19 protein-coding genes are annotated in these 15,874 nt (G+C 58.8%); 10 read left to right on the top strand and 9 right to left on the bottom strand.

From position 1 onward, the window contains the following. Positions 1 to 38: 38 nt before the first annotated feature. The 3 genes from ACZ1HH_RS07890 (at position 39) to ACZ1HH_RS07880 (ending at position 1,292) form a co-directional block, all read left to right on the top strand. Positions 39 to 440, top strand: a complete 402-nt coding sequence (locus tag ACZ1HH_RS07890; protein ID WP_011539061.1) for a helix-turn-helix domain-containing protein — start codon at positions 39 to 41, stop codon at positions 438 to 440. Further along, a complete protein-coding gene (locus tag ACZ1HH_RS07885) occupies positions 437 to 715 on the top strand; it encodes a succinate dehydrogenase assembly factor 2 (RefSeq protein ID WP_011539060.1) in 279 nt (92 codons plus the stop codon). Before ACZ1HH_RS07890 ends, ACZ1HH_RS07885 begins: the two co-directional genes overlap by 4 nt. A gap of 79 nt (positions 716 to 794) precedes the next feature. Then, the gene (locus ACZ1HH_RS07880) at positions 795 to 1,292 is read left to right on the top strand and encodes a MarR family winged helix-turn-helix transcriptional regulator (RefSeq protein WP_011539059.1); all 498 of its coding nucleotides are present in this window, start codon (positions 795 to 797) and stop codon (positions 1,290 to 1,292) included. Between the two features lie 554 nt (positions 1,293 to 1,846). Here ACZ1HH_RS07880 and ACZ1HH_RS07875 read toward each other — a convergent pair. Next, positions 1,847 to 2,275, bottom strand: a complete 429-nt coding sequence (locus ACZ1HH_RS07875) for a VOC family protein (protein WP_472636319.1) — start codon at positions 2,273 to 2,275, stop codon at positions 1,847 to 1,849. 137 nt (positions 2,276 to 2,412) lie between these two features. On the opposite strand from ACZ1HH_RS07875, the gene ACZ1HH_RS07870 reads away from it, so the two are divergent. Together ACZ1HH_RS07870 and ACZ1HH_RS07865 are read left to right on the top strand one after the other, a co-directional pair. Beyond that, on the top strand, positions 2,413 to 3,246 hold the full coding sequence (locus ACZ1HH_RS07870) for a thymidylate synthase (RefSeq protein ID WP_168610345.1): 834 nt from the start codon (positions 2,413 to 2,415) through the stop codon (positions 3,244 to 3,246). 27 nt (positions 3,247 to 3,273) lie between these two features. Next, positions 3,274 to 3,765, top strand: a complete 492-nt coding sequence (locus tag ACZ1HH_RS07865) for a dihydrofolate reductase (protein WP_472636318.1) — start codon at positions 3,274 to 3,276, stop codon at positions 3,763 to 3,765. Positions 3,766 to 3,849: 84 nt separating this feature from the next. Here ACZ1HH_RS07865 and ACZ1HH_RS07860 read toward each other — a convergent pair whose 3' ends face one another. After that, a complete protein-coding gene (locus ACZ1HH_RS07860; protein WP_011539055.1) occupies positions 3,850 to 4,056 on the bottom strand; it encodes a cold-shock protein in 207 nt (68 codons plus the stop codon). A 220-nt stretch (positions 4,057 to 4,276) separates the two neighbouring features. Between ACZ1HH_RS07860 and ACZ1HH_RS07855 the strand changes: the two genes are divergently transcribed. Then, a complete protein-coding gene (locus ACZ1HH_RS07855) occupies positions 4,277 to 4,594 on the top strand; it encodes an ArsC/Spx/MgsR family protein (protein WP_472636317.1) in 318 nt (105 codons plus the stop codon). Positions 4,595 to 4,673: 79 nt separating this feature from the next. Here the strand turns inward: ACZ1HH_RS07855 and ACZ1HH_RS07850 are convergent, their stop codons facing one another. The 5 genes from ACZ1HH_RS07850 to thrS all read right to left on the bottom strand — a co-directional run bounded on the left by ACZ1HH_RS07850 (position 4,674) and on the right by thrS (position 9,440). Beyond that, positions 4,674 to 5,237, bottom strand: a complete 564-nt coding sequence (locus ACZ1HH_RS07850) for a DoxX family protein (protein WP_472636316.1) — start codon at positions 5,235 to 5,237, stop codon at positions 4,674 to 4,676. 8 nt (positions 5,238 to 5,245) lie between these two features. Continuing rightward, positions 5,246 to 5,992 carry an HvfC/BufC family peptide modification chaperone gene (locus ACZ1HH_RS07845; RefSeq protein ID WP_487320232.1) on the bottom strand — a complete coding sequence of 249 codons (747 nt, stop codon included), beginning with the start codon at positions 5,990 to 5,992 and terminating at the stop codon, positions 5,246 to 5,248. Next, a complete protein-coding gene (bufB, locus tag ACZ1HH_RS07840) occupies positions 5,992 to 6,843 on the bottom strand; it encodes an MNIO family bufferin maturase (protein ID WP_011539051.1) in 852 nt (283 codons plus the stop codon). Before bufB ends, ACZ1HH_RS07845 begins: the two co-directional genes overlap by 1 nt. 124 nt (positions 6,844 to 6,967) lie before the next feature. After that, positions 6,968 to 7,273: a BufA1 family periplasmic bufferin-type metallophore gene (locus ACZ1HH_RS07835; RefSeq protein WP_011539050.1), complete on the bottom strand. Its 306-nt coding sequence runs from the start codon at positions 7,271 to 7,273 to the stop codon at positions 6,968 to 6,970. A gap of 220 nt (positions 7,274 to 7,493) precedes the next feature. After that, positions 7,494 to 9,440 (bottom strand): threonine--tRNA ligase, encoded by a 1,947-nt coding sequence (gene thrS, locus ACZ1HH_RS07830; RefSeq protein WP_472636315.1) that lies wholly within the window; start codon positions 9,438 to 9,440, stop codon positions 7,494 to 7,496. Between the two features lie 240 nt (positions 9,441 to 9,680). Here thrS and ACZ1HH_RS07825 point away from each other — a divergent pair, with 240 nt between their 5' ends. The 3 genes from ACZ1HH_RS07825 to ACZ1HH_RS07815 all read left to right on the top strand — a co-directional run bounded on the left by ACZ1HH_RS07825 (position 9,681) and on the right by ACZ1HH_RS07815 (position 11,957). Continuing rightward, positions 9,681 to 10,424, top strand: a complete 744-nt coding sequence (locus ACZ1HH_RS07825; RefSeq protein WP_472636314.1) for an alpha/beta hydrolase — start codon at positions 9,681 to 9,683, stop codon at positions 10,422 to 10,424. Between the two features lie 92 nt (positions 10,425 to 10,516). Further along, entirely contained in the window at positions 10,517 to 10,942 is a 426-nt protein-coding gene (locus ACZ1HH_RS07820; RefSeq protein WP_472636313.1) for a VOC family protein, read from the top strand. Between the two features lie 121 nt (positions 10,943 to 11,063). Beyond that, the gene (locus ACZ1HH_RS07815) at positions 11,064 to 11,957 is read left to right on the top strand and encodes an alpha/beta fold hydrolase (RefSeq protein WP_416368616.1); all 894 of its coding nucleotides are present in this window, start codon (positions 11,064 to 11,066) and stop codon (positions 11,955 to 11,957) included. Positions 11,958 to 11,972: 15 nt separating this feature from the next. Here ACZ1HH_RS07815 and ACZ1HH_RS07810 read toward each other — a convergent pair whose 3' ends face one another. Both ACZ1HH_RS07810 and phaZ read right to left on the bottom strand, forming a co-directional pair. Then, the gene (locus tag ACZ1HH_RS07810; RefSeq protein ID WP_472636312.1) at positions 11,973 to 12,563 is read right to left on the bottom strand and encodes a DUF6151 family protein; all 591 of its coding nucleotides are present in this window, start codon (positions 12,561 to 12,563) and stop codon (positions 11,973 to 11,975) included. 11 nt (positions 12,564 to 12,574) lie between these two features. Next, positions 12,575 to 13,846 carry a polyhydroxyalkanoate depolymerase gene (gene phaZ, locus ACZ1HH_RS07805; RefSeq protein ID WP_472636311.1) on the bottom strand — a complete coding sequence of 424 codons (1,272 nt, stop codon included), beginning with the start codon at positions 13,844 to 13,846 and terminating at the stop codon, positions 12,575 to 12,577. A 148-nt stretch (positions 13,847 to 13,994) separates the two neighbouring features. On the opposite strand from phaZ, the gene phaC reads away from it, so the two are divergent. Beyond that, entirely contained in the window at positions 13,995 to 15,824 is a 1,830-nt protein-coding gene (gene phaC, locus ACZ1HH_RS07800) for a class I poly(R)-hydroxyalkanoic acid synthase (RefSeq protein ID WP_472636310.1), read from the top strand. Positions 15,825 to 15,874 lie beyond the last annotated feature (50 nt).

Genomic DNA, 15,874 nt, shown 5'->3' with positions numbered 1-15,874 from the left:
CCAAACGGCAATCAAGTCGTCCACTTAGGAGAGACCGCATGACCGACACGACGAGCGACTGGTATGGCCCGGATGCCGCAACTTTTGGAGATCGCGTCGCGGCCGCACGTGAAAGCGCTGGCATGACACAAGGCCAGCTGGCACGCCGTATGGGGGTGAAAAAATCCACCCTGATCGGTTGGGAGCAGGATCTGTCCGAGCCCAGGGCCAACAAACTCTCGACGCTCTCGGGGATTCTCAATGTATCGATGAGCTGGCTGCTGACCGGCGAAGGCGATGAGCTCTCTGCGCCCAATGAGGACACGCTGGGCGAAGATATGGCCGCCATCGCCCGTGAATTGCGCAGCCTGCGCGAGGAGCTGCGTCAGCAGGCCGAACGCGCCGGACGTCTTGAGAAAAGCCTGCGCCGTCTTGTTGCCACGCAGGAGGCGGCTGAATGATCGAAGCGCAGGCCAACATCGAAGAAAGCCGCGAGACCCGCATCAAGCGCCTTACCATGCGCTCGATGCGGCGCGGTATCAAGGAAATGGACATTCTCCTGTCCGGCTATGCGGCCGCGAATCTCGCGGCCATGAGTGATGCTCAACTCGCGCTATATGACGCGTTGCTGCGCGAAAACGACCAGGATCTTTACCAATGGGTAACAGGTCAAACACCCGCGCCGGAACGCTTTAACGCTCTGGTCGATGAAATCTCTAGAACATACCAAAAATAAAAGAGAAATCCGGTTTAACGCATTTTCAGGAAATTCCCTCCATATTTGTCATGAAGCAATTTCGATTCGGAGATGCTGAATGAGTATGGAACGACCAATCAGCCAGCTGGACCGCAAGGGGTTCATGACTGGTTATCTTGATGCCCTGGCACTGGTGGAGCGTTTGCACCGCCTGTTGCTTGATGTCATCAAGGATGAGTTTGAACGCGTAGGTGTCCTCGACATCAACGCGGTGCAGGCTCTGTTGCTGTTCAACATTGGCGACAATGAGGTGACTGCCGGGGAACTCAAAACCCGTGGTTACTATCAGGGCAGCAACGTAAGCTACAATCTGAAGAAGCTGGTGGAGATGGGCTATATGCACCATCAACGCTGCGAGATCGACCGCAGGTCGGTGCGTGTGCGTCTTACTCCCCGTGGCCGTGAAATCCGCGATATCGTTGCCTCGCTGTTTTCGCGTCACGCAGAGGGTCTGGAAACCAAAGGCGTGATCAGCGCCGAAGGGATCGAGGACATCACTGGCTCCCTCAAACGCATGGAGCGGTACTGGTCTGACCAGATTCGCTACATCTATTAAGAACCGTTTTTCGGGCCTTTAGGTTCGTGGGACATTTAAGACAGCAGTTTTCAGGCACCAGATTCTGACGTTCGGCATCGCCGTACCGCGCATCTGGCCTCGCCACGAAACACGTCTGTCAACCCTGTCAAGCCATCGACCGATCTATGGTCAGAGTGGGGCGCTGGGGGCGGTTGCAGGAGCAACCAGGTACTGCCGAAGCCGGAGAAATCGGCAATCTGTCAGTTGAGAAGCGTAACACGTTGCTACCCATTGTTTCGGGTACGCTGCGACGGTGACCCCATGGGACACCCGACCAGTTTTGCGATGCGGTTACCGAGAACGCAAGCGCCCAGTGATATGGGCGCAGTTTGATGGGTGAGGGCGCATGGTGCCCGTGATCATCCGTCCCGATCAGCGTTTGCTGCCAAACAGCCCGGACTGGAGCCTTCCAGATCCGGGCTGCTTTTTTTTGAGTTCAGTCGCCCAGCGACTTTCCAGTTTAGACCGGGCCACGTTAGAAGGCGCCACGGGGGACGCGGCAGCGTGCCCCCTCACACACGGCGCGCATCGGATCACCAGTTACCGGTGTTTTCCATGCTGGACCAAGGCTCTGCCGGTGGAAGTGCATCCCCCGCCTGCAGCAATTCGATCGAGATATTGTCGGGTGAGCGCACAAACGCCATCCGCCCATCGCGGGGCGGACGGTTAATGACAACACCGTTGTCCATGAGGTGCTGGCAGGTCTCGTAGATATTGTCGACTTCATAAGCGAGGTGGCCAAAGTGGCGGCTGTCAGACGGCAGTTCGTCGTCGCCATCCCAGTTCCAGGTGAGCTCGACCGGAGCCTCCTCCTGACCGGGAGGGGCCATGAAGATCAGCGAAAACCGTCCTGCCTCGCTGTCGTAGCGGCGGGTTTCTTTGAGGCCGAGCAGCGCATAGAACGCCATGGATTTCTCCAGGTCTTTGACCCGGACCATTGTATGCAGATACTTGAGTGGCATGAAGGCATCCCCTTGCATTTGTGCGAATTCAACGCCCAACCTAAGCCGCGCGTCCAGAATGTCGAGAGCGCGCGTAAACCGCTTGGAACTCTGCGATGCTCGGGCTATCACCGGAGGGCAGACAGGAGGCTCGCACGATGCAGCAGTATCATGACGCTTTGCAGCATATTCTTGATCACGGGGTCGAGACGACGGATCGTACCGGCACCGGCACTCTGTCGTGTTTTGGAATGCAGCAACGTTATGATCTGGCCGAAGGGTTCCCTTTGGTGACGACCAAAAAGCTGCATCTGCGCTCGATCATACATGAGCTGTTGTGGTTCCTGTCCGGGGATACAAACATAAGATATCTCAAAGAGAACGGTGTTTCGATCTGGGACGAATGGGCGGATGAAAACGGCGATCTTGGTCCGGTCTATGGCTACCAGTGGCGCAAGTTTCCACGACTAGAGCTCGCCGAGGGCACGCTTGGGGATGAGCCACTCTATCGGGCGGGCACGGTGGATCAGATCAGCGAGCTGCTGGATATGATCCGCAAGAGCCCCGACAGCCGCCGCCTGATTGTTACCGCATGGAACCCCGGCGATGTGCCGGATATGGCGCTGCCGCCCTGTCACAGCCTGTGGCAACTGCGCATTCTGGGCGGCAAGATGCATCTGCAGCTCTACCAGCGCTCTGCGGATATGTTCCTCGGTGTGCCGTTTAACATCGCCTCTTATGCGTTGTTGTTGCACATGCTCGCCCATGTGACCGGCTATGAGGTGGGCAGTTTTGTGCATACGATGGGGGACGCGCATATCTATTCCAACCACATGGAACAGGTGAAGCTGCAGCTTTCGCGCAGCCCTAAGCCCCTGCCGCAGCTGCGCATTGCGCGCGATGTGTCTTCCATTTTTGATTTCAAATACGAGGATTTTGAAATCCTCGGCTATGATCCCGACCCCGTCATCAAGGCCCCGGTCGCGGTCTAAGACCTCTCAGTTCAGGCAGGATTCCCCATGATCACGCTTATCGTCGCGCGGGCGCGAAACGGTGCCATTGGCAAAGACAACGACATCCCTTGGCACGCGCCCGAGGATCTGAAAGCGTTTCAGCGGGAAACGCTGGGAGGTGCGATCATCATGGGCCGCAACACCTGGGACAGTTTGCCATTCAAGCCATTGAAAAACCGGTTGAATATCGTTGTGTCCTCAAACCCCGATGCGGCGGACACCGTGGTGGCAAGTCTTGATGCGGCAATCGATCTGGCCCGAAGCGAAGGCTACGCCCGCCTCTATGGTATCGGCGGGGCCGGGATCTACAAGGGCATGCTGGCACGAGCTGATCGCTTGATGATTACCGAAGTGGACCTTGAAATAGATGATGCGGACGCGTTTTTCCCGGAGTTTCCTCCGGAGGAGTGGCGTGTCAACGCGACGCTGCCTCTTCGTGCAGAGGACCCGGCCTGTGTCTTGACCGAATATCTGAGATTGCCTCGCGCACAGGGATAATCTGCAGCAGAGGTGCATGGAAACGACCGCGCCCAAACCACACAACATGGCCTGGACGCAGTGGAGTTTTTTGGGAAAGGGCCTTTAGAGTGGGCGAATGTCGCCGGCCATTTGTCGGCCGTCCCGGCCTTCGGTCAGCTCATATCCCACTTTCTGATTGTCCGCCAAACCGGTCAGGCCGGAGCGTTCAACGGCGGAGATATGGACAAACACGTCCTTGCCGCCTTCTTCGGGTTCAATAAAACCATAGCCCTTGGTGGTGTTGAACCATTTCACGGTGCCAGTAGGCATGTCCCGTGTCTCCTTCTCACTTGCACTTCACTTTGAGCATGCTCAAAGTACCTTCCAACCGCCTGAGCGGCGCGAATGAACGCTGCGCCTTCAGGTGGATCAAAGCCTTTGGATACCGCAGGCCCATTTCAGTGTGGCACGCGGTTTGTAAAAATCAAAGGAAATCGGTGAGACTCTACCGTAAATTGTGAGAAACCTGCGAGCACAAGGAGAAGCTGAAGTGAAGCTTTATGGTCTGAAAACCTGTGATACATGTCGCAAGGCGCTGAAATCACTGCCAGATGCCGACTTTAAGGATGTCAGAACCGAGGGGGTGCCTGCAGACATCATGGCGCAGGCCTATGCTCAATTTCCAGACAAACTGCTCAATACGCGGTCAACCAATTGGCGCGGCCTCAGCGAGGAAGATCGGGCAAAACCGCCACTTGAACTGCTGGCAGAACACCCGAGTCTGATGAAACGCCCGTTGATCGAGGCAGAGGGGCAGCTCCATCTGGGGTGGACCAAAGACGTGCAGGCTGCACTCGGTGTGACCTGACACGCGGACCTGAGACAACGAAGCGGCGCCTGTGGGTCAATCACAGGCGCCGCAGATCTAAAGGGATTTGAAACCTGTATCAGTCCTGAGCGTGCTGATGGCGGGCGCGCAGCACCGCATCCACAGAGAGCGCACCTGCGCCTTTCACCACCAGATAACTGAGTACAAAGACCCACAGCAGACGCTGGTCCATGATGACACTGTCGGAGAAGCGGTCAAACCAAGCGCCCAGCGTTTTGGTATCCGTTGCACCATGCCCGTAGACATCCGTGAGCGACTGCACCACCACAAAGCCGATCATGCCAAGCGAGGCGATCCGCGTGGCCAGGCCAATCACGATCAGAAGCGGCAGCAGGAATTCGGCGTAAGTGCCTGCCATCACGACAACCCACTGCAACAGTCCGAACTGGGACACATCGTAGCCAACGGCCTCGAGTTGTTTGGGAAAGATCTGGCTATAAGCACCGATCGAGGGCGAAAACAGCCCAAAGAGGCCATCGCCCAGCTTGGTGAGCCCGGAGTTCCAGTAATAGAGCAGCAGCACAGCGGCGAAAGTGAAACGGGCAAATAGCGGCATCAGCCAGTCGCCCAAGCGCTCAACCAGGTTGAACACGGCGTTATGGAGAGAAATCAACGCAGTCATGGGAAGTCCTATTGCGAGAGGTCTGTGAGGGCCAAGCCCTCGATCAAAAGCGCCAGGGGGACGCTGAGGTCAAATTCGGGAAAATCATCTGTTGCGGCTTCGGTGGCGTCCCCGAGGGTCTCGCCGGCCTGAAGGGCTGAAATCCAAACAGCGCCACCCTCGGGGAGCGGCTGGGCGATGGGGTCAAAATCCGGTCGGGTAATCAAAACATCCTCGGCCTGCGGTTGCGGCTTTGGGGCGCTATCCTCGGTGTTGTACCGCCAGATCGCGTGGATTGGCCAAGACGAGCGCAGCACTGTCATCGCCGGAGCAAAGATCAGCCGGCTTTGCATCAGAGCCTCGGACGAGAGCGCGGCAAGCCTTGCCGGATCAAGCGGTGCGGCATCAGCGGCGTGATAGCTCTGGCGCAGAGCCAACTCCAGCCGGGCCACATCACCCAGATACCCCAAATGCGAAAGCTGCGGCATGCCCTCGATAAAGCGCGGAAATTCAGCGCCATAGTGCATCATCAGCGGGCTTGAGGGGGGGTGGGCGCGCAGGAAAAGTGCGGCCAATCCATCCATGTTCTCCTTGCCGAGGAGCTTTGCGATGACCGGAAACCCCTGATGTAGCGCCTCTGTCAGGGAGACGGCCACATTGTTGCGATAGACGCTGAAGCGGCGCCCGGCGGGCTGCGCTGCACCATCCAACAACCCGTCCGGTACCGGCAGGCGGGCGTCGAGGATTGCCGTGGTGAACTCCGCTTCGCGTGTCATCAGGCGGCCACTTTCGCCGTCCGCAGCGCGTTCGCTGCGCGGGCTGCTTCGGCTTCGAGCACCGACCATTCGGGGACATCCGTGTCCCATTCCACCAGCGTGGGCTTTGGGCCAGATCGGGTGAGGGTATAGGACAAAAGGGACCAAACCGGGTCGACAACTTCGGCGCCATGACTGTCGATAAGGAGCGGGCGACCGTGGTCATCCTCGTCTTCATCATGCCCGCCAAGATGGATTTCCCCCACCAGATCAAGCGGGTAGGCATCAATATAGTCCTGCGGGCGATAGCCAAGATTGGTGGCAGATACAAACACGTTGTTCACGTCCAGCAAAAGCCCGCAGCCCGTGCGTTTGGCGATCTCGTGCAAAAAGGCCGGCTCTTCCCATGTGCTCTCGGCAAAGGCGAGATAGCTTGAGGGGTTCTCCAGCAGCATACGCCGCCCCAGCAGGGTCTGCACCATGTCGATGTGATCGCAGATCCGCGCAAGCGTGGCATCCGTGTAGGGCAGGGGCAGCAGATCGTTGTAGAAATGCGTGTCGTGGGTGGACCACGCCAGATGTTCGGAGAAGCTCGCGGGCTTCAGCCAGTCCACGAGATGTTTGAGCCGCGCAAGGTGTTCCGGATCAAGCGGTCCTTCGCCGCCAATGGAAAGCCCAACACCGTGCACGGAGATCGGGAAACGCTCGGCGAGATGACGCAGCTGCGCCAGCGGGCGACCGCCGTCGCCCATGTAGTTCTCGGCGTGGATCTCAAGCCAGTCCACCGCCCCGGAGCCATCAATAATATTCTGGAAATGCTGAGGCTTATAGCCAACACCTGCGGCGTTCGGCAGCTGGGAAAAATCGGTCATAGCGGGCCTCGTGGGGATCGCAAAAACGAAGAGCGGTAAGGTGCAGGAGAGGCCGCGTCTCGTTGCGGCCCACCGGCAGCAGGCAAGGGCGCCGCAGCGCCCCCGCCATGAAGTCTGTGATGGCTTAGGCTGGCAGGTCGCGCTCGAGCGGCTCGAGCGAGCCTGCGCGTGCGGTGCCATCTGCCATCGCGGGCAGTTCCATCTCGGTGCAGGTGCCAGAGTCGACGAGCGTCCAGGCGTTGCCCTGATAGTCAACTGTGGATGTGCCCGCGCAGGTGGTGCCGGGACCGGCCGCGCAGTCGTTCTGACCGGCCAGCGAAACGCCATAGCATTTCTCTTTGGCCTGAGCAGAGGCGTGCGACGTGGTGACGGCGGTCAGTGCTGCGGCAACGGCGCCTGCAACGGCGAGAGTTTTGGTGGTGGTCGACATACGCGTGTCCTCCTGAAGTGATAGGCGTCGTCTTGAGTGACAAATACAGACTAACCGCGAATGAAGGCACAAAGGAACTCACGAGCGCGTGGCTCACGCCTGCGTCAGTCGATGTTAGAGAGAACCCGCGCGTTTGGTGCCAAATTGCTGCGATTTCTGGGGTTTTGAAACAAAACGGCCCCCGAGTGGGGGCCGCCTTTGTTCAAAAACCGGGTAAATATTACAGAAGGTCTGGCGGCGTTGCGGCCTTTGCCAGCTCCTCTGTAACATTTGTGAGGCTCTCAACCTTGGTCTGTTTCTCGCCAAGACGACGCACGGAGACGGTGCGCTCCTCAACCTCGCGGTGGCCAACGGCGAGAATCACCGGCACTTTGCCAACCGAATGCTCGCGGACCTTGTAGTTGATCTTCTCATTGCGCGTATCGGCCTCGGCTCGCACACCGGCGGCGCGCAGGGTCTCGACCACTTCGTTCACATAGTCGTCCGCCTCTGACGTAATCGAGGCGACCACCACCTGACGCGGCGCGAGCCAGAACGGGAGCTTGCCAGCGTGCTCTTCGATCAGGATGCCGATGAAGCGCTCGAACGAGCCAAGGGTGGCGCGGTGCAGCATGACCGGACGGTGCTTGCTGCCGTCCTGACCGATAAAGCTCGCTTCGAGCCGTTCGGGCAGGTTGGCATCCACCTGAAGTGTGCCGCATTGCCAGTTCCGGCCGATGGCGTCGGTCAGGGTGAACTCGAGTTTGGGACCATAGAAGGCGCCTTCGCCTTCGAGGATCTCATAGTCGTAGCCCGCGGCCTTGCAGGCATCGCCAAGGGCCTGTTCCATATCGTCCCATGTCTCATCCGAGCCGATCCGCTGTTCGGGGCGGGTGGAGAGCTTGATGGTCCAATTGTCAAAGCCGAGATCTGCATAGACTTTGGAGAGGAAGGCGATGAACTTTGCGGTCTCGGATGTAATCTGATCTTCGGTGCAGAAGATGTGGCCATCATCCTGCGTGAAGCCGCGCACGCGCATGATGCCATGCAGGGCGCCCGAGGGCTCGTAGCGCGCGCAGGAGCCGAACTCTGCCATGCGCAAAGGCAAGTCGCGATAGGACTTGAGGCCTTGGTTGAACACCTGCACGTGGCAGGGGCAGTTCATCGGCTTCAGGGCGTTCACGGCCTTTTCGCGGGCGTGATCCTCGTCGACCTCAACAATGAACATGTTTTCCTGATACTTGTCCCAGTGGCCGGACTTTTCCCAGAGTTTGCGGTCCACCACCTGAGGCGTGTTGACCTCTACATAGCCGTCGCGATCCTGCATGCGGCGCATGTAGTCCTGAAGCGTGGTGTAGATGCGCCATCCGTTCGGATGCCAGAACACCTGGCCGGGGGCTTCTTCCTGCATGTGAAAAAGGTTCATCTCGCGGCCCAGCTTGCGGTGGTCGCGCTTGGCGGCCTCCTCGAGCATGGTGAGATGCGCCTTGAGCTTTTCCTTACCGGTGAAGGCCACGCCGTAGATGCGCTGGAGCATCTGGCGATCGCTGTCGCCGCGCCAGTAGGCGCCGGCGATCGACATCAGCTTGAAGGCATCGCCCGGCACCTGGCCGGTGTGCTGCAGGTGCGGCCCGCGGCAGAGATCCTGCCAGTCGCCATGCCAATACATCCGCAGCGGCTCATCGCCGGGGATGCTGTCGATCAGCTCGACCTTATAGGGCTCGTTATTATCGGTGTAATACTGGATCGCCTTCTCGCGCTCCCAAACCTCTGTGGTCACGGGTTCGCGCTTGTTGATGATCTCTTTCATCTTCTTTTCGATGGTGCCGAGATCTTCGGGGGTGAAGGGTTCCGCACGATCAAAGTCATAATACCAGCCATTTTCGATGACCGGGCCAATGGTGACCTTGGTATCGGGCCAGATCTCCTGCACCGCGCGCGCCATGATATGCGCAAGGTCGTGCCGGATGAGCTCATTGGCCTGCGCCTCGTCCTTCATCGTGTGGATGGCGATGGCGGCATCCTGGGTCACGGGCCATTGCAAGTCCCAGTGTTGACCGTCCACGGTGGCAGAGATCGCTTTTTTGGCAAGGGAAGTGGAGATGTCAGCTGCGACCTCGGCAGGGGTAATCCCTGCGTCGTAGGAACGTGCGTTGCCATCGGGGAATGTGAGGGAAATCTGGGCCATAGTCTGGCTCTCCTCGTCGGTTTGGCGCCCACAGAACGCCCGGTTGCGGGTTATATGCGTCTGAGCTGTTTGGCGGAGGGCGCGGTCAAGGTCAAGATAGAGGTTTGAAATTAAGGCCCCCTGGGCGAGGGGCGCTGCCCCTCGCGCTCCCCGGGATATTTGGGGTTAGAAGACGGGGAATTGGCGAATCCCTCCGCCGCGTGGCATGGGAGAGAGAGCAAGATTTCTGGGAGAAAACACATGGCGCCGCAGTATCTGGAGACCTCAGAGGGACGACGTATCGCTTATCACAAGACCGAAGGGCGGGGTCCCTGTGTGGTGTTCCTTGGGGGGCTGAAGTCCGACATGGAAGGCACCAAGGCGGTGTTCCTTGAGGATTGGGCCAAGGCGCGCGGGCAGGCGTTCTTGCGGTTTGACTATTCCGGCCATGGAGAAAGTTCGGGGCGGTTTGAGGAGGGCTGCATCGGCGATTGGCATGCAGATACGCTTGCGGTTGTCGATGGCCTGACCGAGGGGGAGATCGTTCCCGTGGGCTCTTCGATGGGGGGCTGGCAGGCGCTGTTGCTTGCCAAGGCGCGCGCGGACCGGATCAAGGGGATGGTCACAATTGCCGCCGCCCCTGATTTTACCGAGGATGGCTATTGGGCCAATTTCACCGCGGCGCAAAAAGAAGAACTAGAGTCGCAGGGCCATGTCGAGCTGCCCAGCGATTACATGGAGCCCTATATTGTGACCAAGCGCATGGTCGAAAACGGGCGTGAAAACCTTGTGTTGCGGGAAAAGCTTGATCTGCCCTTTCCGGTGCGCTGCCTTCAGGGCACGGATGACTCGGCCGTCTCGACCGAGACGGCATTGCGGCTGCTGGAGCATGCTGACTGCGCGGATATGCGGCTGACGCTGGTGAAAGACGCCGATCACCGGTTCTCGGATGAAGCCTGCCTGGCGCTGATCGCATCGGCGGTCGAGCAGGTCTGTGCCGGATAAACGAAGAAATGTTCGCAATTTGTTCCTGCTTGATATAAGGAAAGGGCGCGCCAAGGGTTTTGGCGCGTCGTTTGTTTTTAAAGGATTGAACCATGGAACAAAGGGTCAGTTTGATCACGCTTGGTGTGCAGGATGTGGAAGCATCGGCGCAGTTTTACGAGCAACTCGGGTGGACGCGGGCAGAAAGTCCGGATGGCGTTGTCGCCTTTGATCTGATGTCACAGACCCTTGGTCTCTATACGCTGGACAAGCTGGCGGAAGATTTGAACTTGCCGATTGAGGCCCTGGGCACCGGTGCGATGACCCTGAGCCATAACGTGCGCGACGCCGAAGAGGTTGCCCCGCTTTTGGCACGGGCTGAGGCTGCGGGCGCTGCCATCTTGCGCCCGGCTGGGCCGGTCTTTTGGGGCGGAACCATCGGCTATTTCCAGTCGCCAGACGGGCATATCTGGGAAATCGCGCATAACCCTTACTCGGCGCTCTCGCCGGAGGGCGCGTTCCGCTGGAATGGGTATTGAGGAAGACACACATCCTTAACCAATTTTGCGCAAAGTAAAAAAGTCCTTGCTGCCCCGCACTTTGGGACGTGTAGTGAACCCAAGCGCCATACATAGGCGCATTCAATACGGGCAGATACATATGATTGAACCAGCGCAGTTGTTGGCGCATCCTTTGGTGGTTGTGCCTGGATTCATGAGTGACGGACGGGTCTGGGAACCCCAGGTCCGAATGCTCTCGAGGCATGTGCCGGTCACGATTGCGCCGGTGCTCAACGCGGATCGGATTGAGGATGTCGCGGCCACGCTTTTGACGCATATGCCAGAGAAGTTCACCGTGCTTGGGGCCGGCCTCGGCGGATCGATTGCGATGGCGATGCTGGCTGCGCAACCCGGACGTATCGCGGGTATCGGGCTCATCGGGTCGACGCCGCTGCCGGAAACCCCGGCCAAGGCGGCAGAACGTGAACCCTGGATCATCCGTGCGCGCACCGGACGGCTGCGCGGTGTCATGGAAGAGGTGATCCCGACGTCTAGCCTGGCACCGGGACCGTTGCGGCATCAGATCATGGGACAGCTTGCGGATATGGCAGAGGATCTGGGACCGGATGTCTTTGTGTCGCAAAGCCGGATGTTGCAACGACGCCGAGATCAGCAAGCCACCCTGCGGCGGGCCTCGCAGCCTGGGCTGGTGATCTGCGGCGTGCATGACCAGATCACGCCTGTGAAACGGCAGATGATCACGGCGGAACTGATGCAGAATGCCCGGATCGAGATGATCGAGGATGCAGGGCATGTGCCATTGATGGAGCAACCCGAGCGTGTCAGCGCCATTTTGCACAATTGGATCATCGGAGATCACACGGTTTGCCCTCTTACGGGAGAGCTGGCAGAGCCGGTTGATGAACCTCTTTGGGTCAGTCGCCGTGCGCGGCGCCAGCCCGCGGCACCGGTGATCACGCACGCGGATACATCCATGCAAGAGCTGTCAGAGGACGTGTTGCATTTGTCTGCGAACTATCGCGCAAGCGCCTGACGCGCTTGAGATCTATTACTTGTCTGCGGTCAGCGCCCGGCGTTCGGCCTTTGACAACACATGTGGCTCTGCCACTGGTCGCCCGCTCTGACCGTCAAAAAACGCGGTTTGGCGCCAGCGCCCGGAGACCCAGGCAGAAATCATTCGACTGGCCAGTTTCATTGTCATGCGCGCCGCGCCCTTGTGCCGTGGCGGTTTCCCCGGTTGTGGAATAAAGGCCTCTGCCACCACGCGCCCTAGGCGGTCGGGTTCAAAGAAAAGCGCCGTGCGGACCGCGATGAAGGGCAGCCTCGGATTGCGCAGGCCATTGAACAGCGGCATGCCGCAACAGCCCGCATACCAACGATAGAGCCCCTTGGGAGACAGCTGCAGCAGGTGTAGCTGATCTGCGCCCCGGTCGATCACTACCATATCCGGGTTGAGCTGCAGCAGGTCGACCCCGCTTCCTTTCGGATCCGGAGCCCCATGATAGAGCTCCACTGCACGGCAATCGGTGCAGTGGCAGCGTAGGCGGGTGCCTTGCTTGACTGAGGCCGCCTCGATGTGACCGGAGAGCGCGCCACAGGCACAGGAAAACCCAAGCGGTTCCGAGGGGGCGTCAGACATGAAAATGCCCTCTATTTGGCTGCGGTTTTCTTGGGCTGTTTGCGCACAGGTTGGCGCGCGTTGGCATCCATGAAGTCTATCACCAGCGGACGGATGTTGTTGCGCCAGGAACGACCGGCAAAGATGCCATAGTGCCCGGCACCGGGTTCTACATGGCTTGCCTTTTTCGAGTCGGGCAGGCCGGTGCAGAGGTCCAGCGCTGCAATGCATTGACCGGGCGCGGAAATATCGTCCTTGGAGCCTTCAACGGTTTTCACCGCGACATCCGTGATCTTGCCGATGTCGATCTTGTGACCTTGGACGGTAAAGGCGTTTTGGGCGATTTCGCGCTGTTTGAAGACACGTTCTACCGTCGAGAGATAGAACTCTGCCGGCATGTCCATCACTGCAAGATACTCGTCGTAAAAGCGGTTGTGGGCATCGTGATCCGTGGCCTCGCCGCGACAGACGCGCATGATCTGCTCGGAAAAGGCTTTGGAGTGGCGGTCCATGTTCATCGACATAAATGAAGCCAGCTGCAACAGCCCGGGATAGACCTTGCGGCCGACCCCTTTGTATTTGAAGCCAACGCGCTGGATCATGGTCTGCTCCAGCTGTCCCATGGTCACGCGGCGGCCAAAATCGGTCACGTCGGTGGGCGTGGCGCCAGGGTCCACGGGACCGCCGATCAGGGTCAGAGAAGACGGCTGCGCCTTGGGGTCGATCTCTGCGAGATAGGCGGTCGCCGCCAGGGTGAGCGGCGCCGGTTGACAGACGGCAACCACATGGGTGTCAGGGCCAAGTTCGCGCATGAACTCAACCAGATAGAGCGTGTAATCCTCGACATCGAATTTCCCGGCCGAGACGGGAATGTCGCGGGCGTTGTGCCAGTCTGTCACATAGACTTCGCAGTTCTCGATCAAGCTTTTGACCATGGAGCGCAGGAGCGTGGCGTAATGGCCGGACATCGGCGCCACCACCAGAACCTTGCGCGGCTGTTCAGCGCGATCGGTGACCCGGAAATGAATGAGATCCCCAAACGGTTTTTCGACGATTGTGTCGACTTCGACCAGATGGTCCTTACCATCAGGCAGGGTGGTTGCCGGGATGCCCCAGTCGGGTTTGGTCACCATCCGCTCGAAACTGCGTTCTGTGACCTGACCCCATGCGGCCATCCAGCTCAGCATCGGGTTCGGCAGGGCGGCATTGGCCGGATAGGAGGCCATGGACAGCGCAGTTGCGCCAAGCCATTGGTTCGCGTTACGAACCGTCTCCATCAGGTCGTAGGACATCATGTAGCGCATGTGCGTCTCCTTGGCGGTGCTTTTCGTGCCGCGGTTTGAGCCCATCTTTGCCGACGCACGCCGGGAGATTGGGAGCTGAGGCCGCTTTGCCGTAGAATGGCGAAGCAAGTATTCTGCACAGCAGAAAGATTATGAGGGTTTCCTTAAGATGACAACAACGGACAAGTCTATTGAAGCTTCATCTGCGGAACAGATTGACCAGCTTAAAGAAAATTTGGTGCGCGTAGAGCATCTCTCCAAGCGTTTGATCGAAGTTTTGGCTCAGAAGAAGGGTCACAACCCCGGATTGGACGCTCCGAATCAGGAACTTTTCGCGCGTGCAGCATCGTCCTATTGGGCTGCGATGGCACAGAACCCCACCCGCCTGCTTGAACAACAAGTTCAATATTGGGGCAAGTCGGTGCAAAATTTTGCAGAAGCGCAGCAGGCCATGGCACAGACGCTGGCCGCCGCGCAGAATGAGGAGGGCGAGACGACAGAGCGCCCCGCGGTAAACGATCGTCGGTTCGCCAATCCGATGTGGGAGACCAATCCCTATTTCCGGTTCCTGCGCGATCAGTACCTGACCAATGCGGAGGCCATCCGTACCGCTGTGGACGAGGTCGAAGATCTCGATCGGGTGGATCGGCAGCGGCTCGGTTATTTTGCCGATCAGATCATCAACATGATGGCTCCGACCAATTTCCTCGCGACAAACCCGGACGCTCTGGAAAAGGCACTGGAAACTGACGGGCAATCCCTGATCGACGGGTTGGAGAATCTCGTGGCCGATCTGGAGGCCAATGATGGCGAGTTGATCGTTCGCCTCGCCGATGAGAACGCCTTTGAGATCGGTCACAACATCGCCACCACCCCCGGCGAGGTGGTCTATCGCAACCGGATGATGGAGCTTATCCAGTATCATCCCACCACCGAGACGGTGCACGAAACGCCCATCGTGCTGTTCCCGCCCTGGATCAACAAGTTCTACATCCTCGATCTAAAGGAAAAGAACAGCCTGATCAAATGGATCACAGATCAGGGTTACAGTCTGTTTGTGGTCTCTTGGATCAATCCCAATTCGGACTATGCTGATGTCGGCATGGAGGATTACGTCGAGGAGGGGTTCCTCAAGGCCATCGAGGTCGCCAAGGAGATCTCCGGCACCAAGCAAGTGAATGCAGTGGGCTACTGCATTGCGGGCACCACGCTCAGCCTGACGCTGTCGCTCCTGAAGCAGCGCGGCGACAAATCGGTGAAGTCCGCGACATTCTTTACCGCGCTCACCGATTTCTCCGATCAGGGGGATTTTACGCCCTTCCTGCAAAACGATTTTGTCGATGCGATCGAAGCGGAGATCGGCGAAGACGGGATCATGCCGCACTACATCATGGCGCGGACTTTCTCGTTCCTGAGGGCCAATGATCTGGTCTATGGCCCGGCCATCCGCAGCTATATGATGGGCGAGACCCCACCGGCCTTTGATCTTCTTTATTGGAATGGCGACGGCGCCAATCTGCCGGGAAAAATGGCGGTGCAGTATTTGCGGGGGCTCTGCCAGGACAACAAGTTTGTGACCGACGGATTTGAGCTCTTTGGCCATACGCTGCATGTGCGCGATGTGGACGTGCCGCTGATGGCGATCACCTGCGAGACCGACCACATTGCGGCGTGGAAACAATGCTATCGCGGCGTGCAACAGATGGGCTCGCGCTCCAAGAGCTTTGTGGTGAGCCAGTCCGGTCACATCGCGGGTATCGTCAATCCGGTGAGCCGCAACAAATACGGTCATTATGTCAACGCCGATCTCAGTCTCGATGCCGACGACTGGATGGAGGGCGCAGAGTTCACCGAAGGATCCTGGTGGCCGCGCTGGGAGGCGTGGCTCAAGAAACGTTCGGGCAAGCAGGTGCCTGCGCGGGTGCCGGGGGCGCATAAATCCTATCCGGTGCTTGAACAGGCGCCGGGCAACTATGTGCGTGCCAAGGCGCGTGGATAACAAAACGCCCCGCTGATCGGATCAGCGGGGCGTTTTTTCTTTGCGGGTGT

It is taken from the genome of Epibacterium sp. HA2-3 (assembly GCF_055693725.2).
The sequence above is the reverse complement of the archived record's forward strand: the minus strand, read 5'-3'. Positions and strand labels throughout refer to the sequence as shown.

Coding starts and splice junctions, on each gene's coding strand:
- ACZ1HH_RS07825 (WP_472636314.1), top strand. CDS start 9,681: ATGGCGCCGCAGTATCTGGAGACCTCAGAGGGACGACGTATCGCTTAT.
- ACZ1HH_RS07890 (WP_011539061.1), top strand. CDS start 39: ATGACCGACACGACGAGCGACTGGTATGGCCCGGATGCCGCAACTTTT.
- thrS (WP_472636315.1), bottom strand. CDS start 9,440: ATGGCCCAGATTTCCCTCACATTCCCCGATGGCAACGCACGTTCCTAC.
- ACZ1HH_RS07815 (WP_416368616.1), top strand. CDS start 11,064: ATGATTGAACCAGCGCAGTTGTTGGCGCATCCTTTGGTGGTTGTGCCT.
- ACZ1HH_RS07810 (WP_472636312.1), bottom strand. CDS start 12,563: ATGTCTGACGCCCCCTCGGAACCGCTTGGGTTTTCCTGTGCCTGTGGC.
- ACZ1HH_RS07820 (WP_472636313.1), top strand. CDS start 10,517: ATGGAACAAAGGGTCAGTTTGATCACGCTTGGTGTGCAGGATGTGGAA.
- ACZ1HH_RS07860 (WP_011539055.1), bottom strand. CDS start 4,056: ATGCCTACTGGCACCGTGAAATGGTTCAACACCACCAAGGGCTATGGT.
- ACZ1HH_RS07885 (WP_011539060.1), top strand. CDS start 437: ATGATCGAAGCGCAGGCCAACATCGAAGAAAGCCGCGAGACCCGCATC.
- ACZ1HH_RS07845 (WP_487320232.1), bottom strand. CDS start 5,992: ATGACACGCGAAGCGGAGTTCACCACGGCAATCCTCGACGCCCGCCTG.
- ACZ1HH_RS07835 (WP_011539050.1), bottom strand. CDS start 7,273: ATGTCGACCACCACCAAAACTCTCGCCGTTGCAGGCGCCGTTGCCGCA.
- phaC (WP_472636310.1), top strand. CDS start 13,995: ATGACAACAACGGACAAGTCTATTGAAGCTTCATCTGCGGAACAGATT.
- bufB (WP_011539051.1), bottom strand. CDS start 6,843: ATGACCGATTTTTCCCAGCTGCCGAACGCCGCAGGTGTTGGCTATAAG.
- phaZ (WP_472636311.1), bottom strand. CDS start 13,846: ATGCGCTACATGATGTCCTACGACCTGATGGAGACGGTTCGTAACGCG.
- ACZ1HH_RS07870 (WP_168610345.1), top strand. CDS start 2,413: ATGCAGCAGTATCATGACGCTTTGCAGCATATTCTTGATCACGGGGTC.
- ACZ1HH_RS07880 (WP_011539059.1), top strand. CDS start 795: ATGAGTATGGAACGACCAATCAGCCAGCTGGACCGCAAGGGGTTCATG.
- ACZ1HH_RS07865 (WP_472636318.1), top strand. CDS start 3,274: ATGATCACGCTTATCGTCGCGCGGGCGCGAAACGGTGCCATTGGCAAA.
- ACZ1HH_RS07850 (WP_472636316.1), bottom strand. CDS start 5,237: ATGACTGCGTTGATTTCTCTCCATAACGCCGTGTTCAACCTGGTTGAG.
- ACZ1HH_RS07875 (WP_472636319.1), bottom strand. CDS start 2,275: ATGCCACTCAAGTATCTGCATACAATGGTCCGGGTCAAAGACCTGGAG.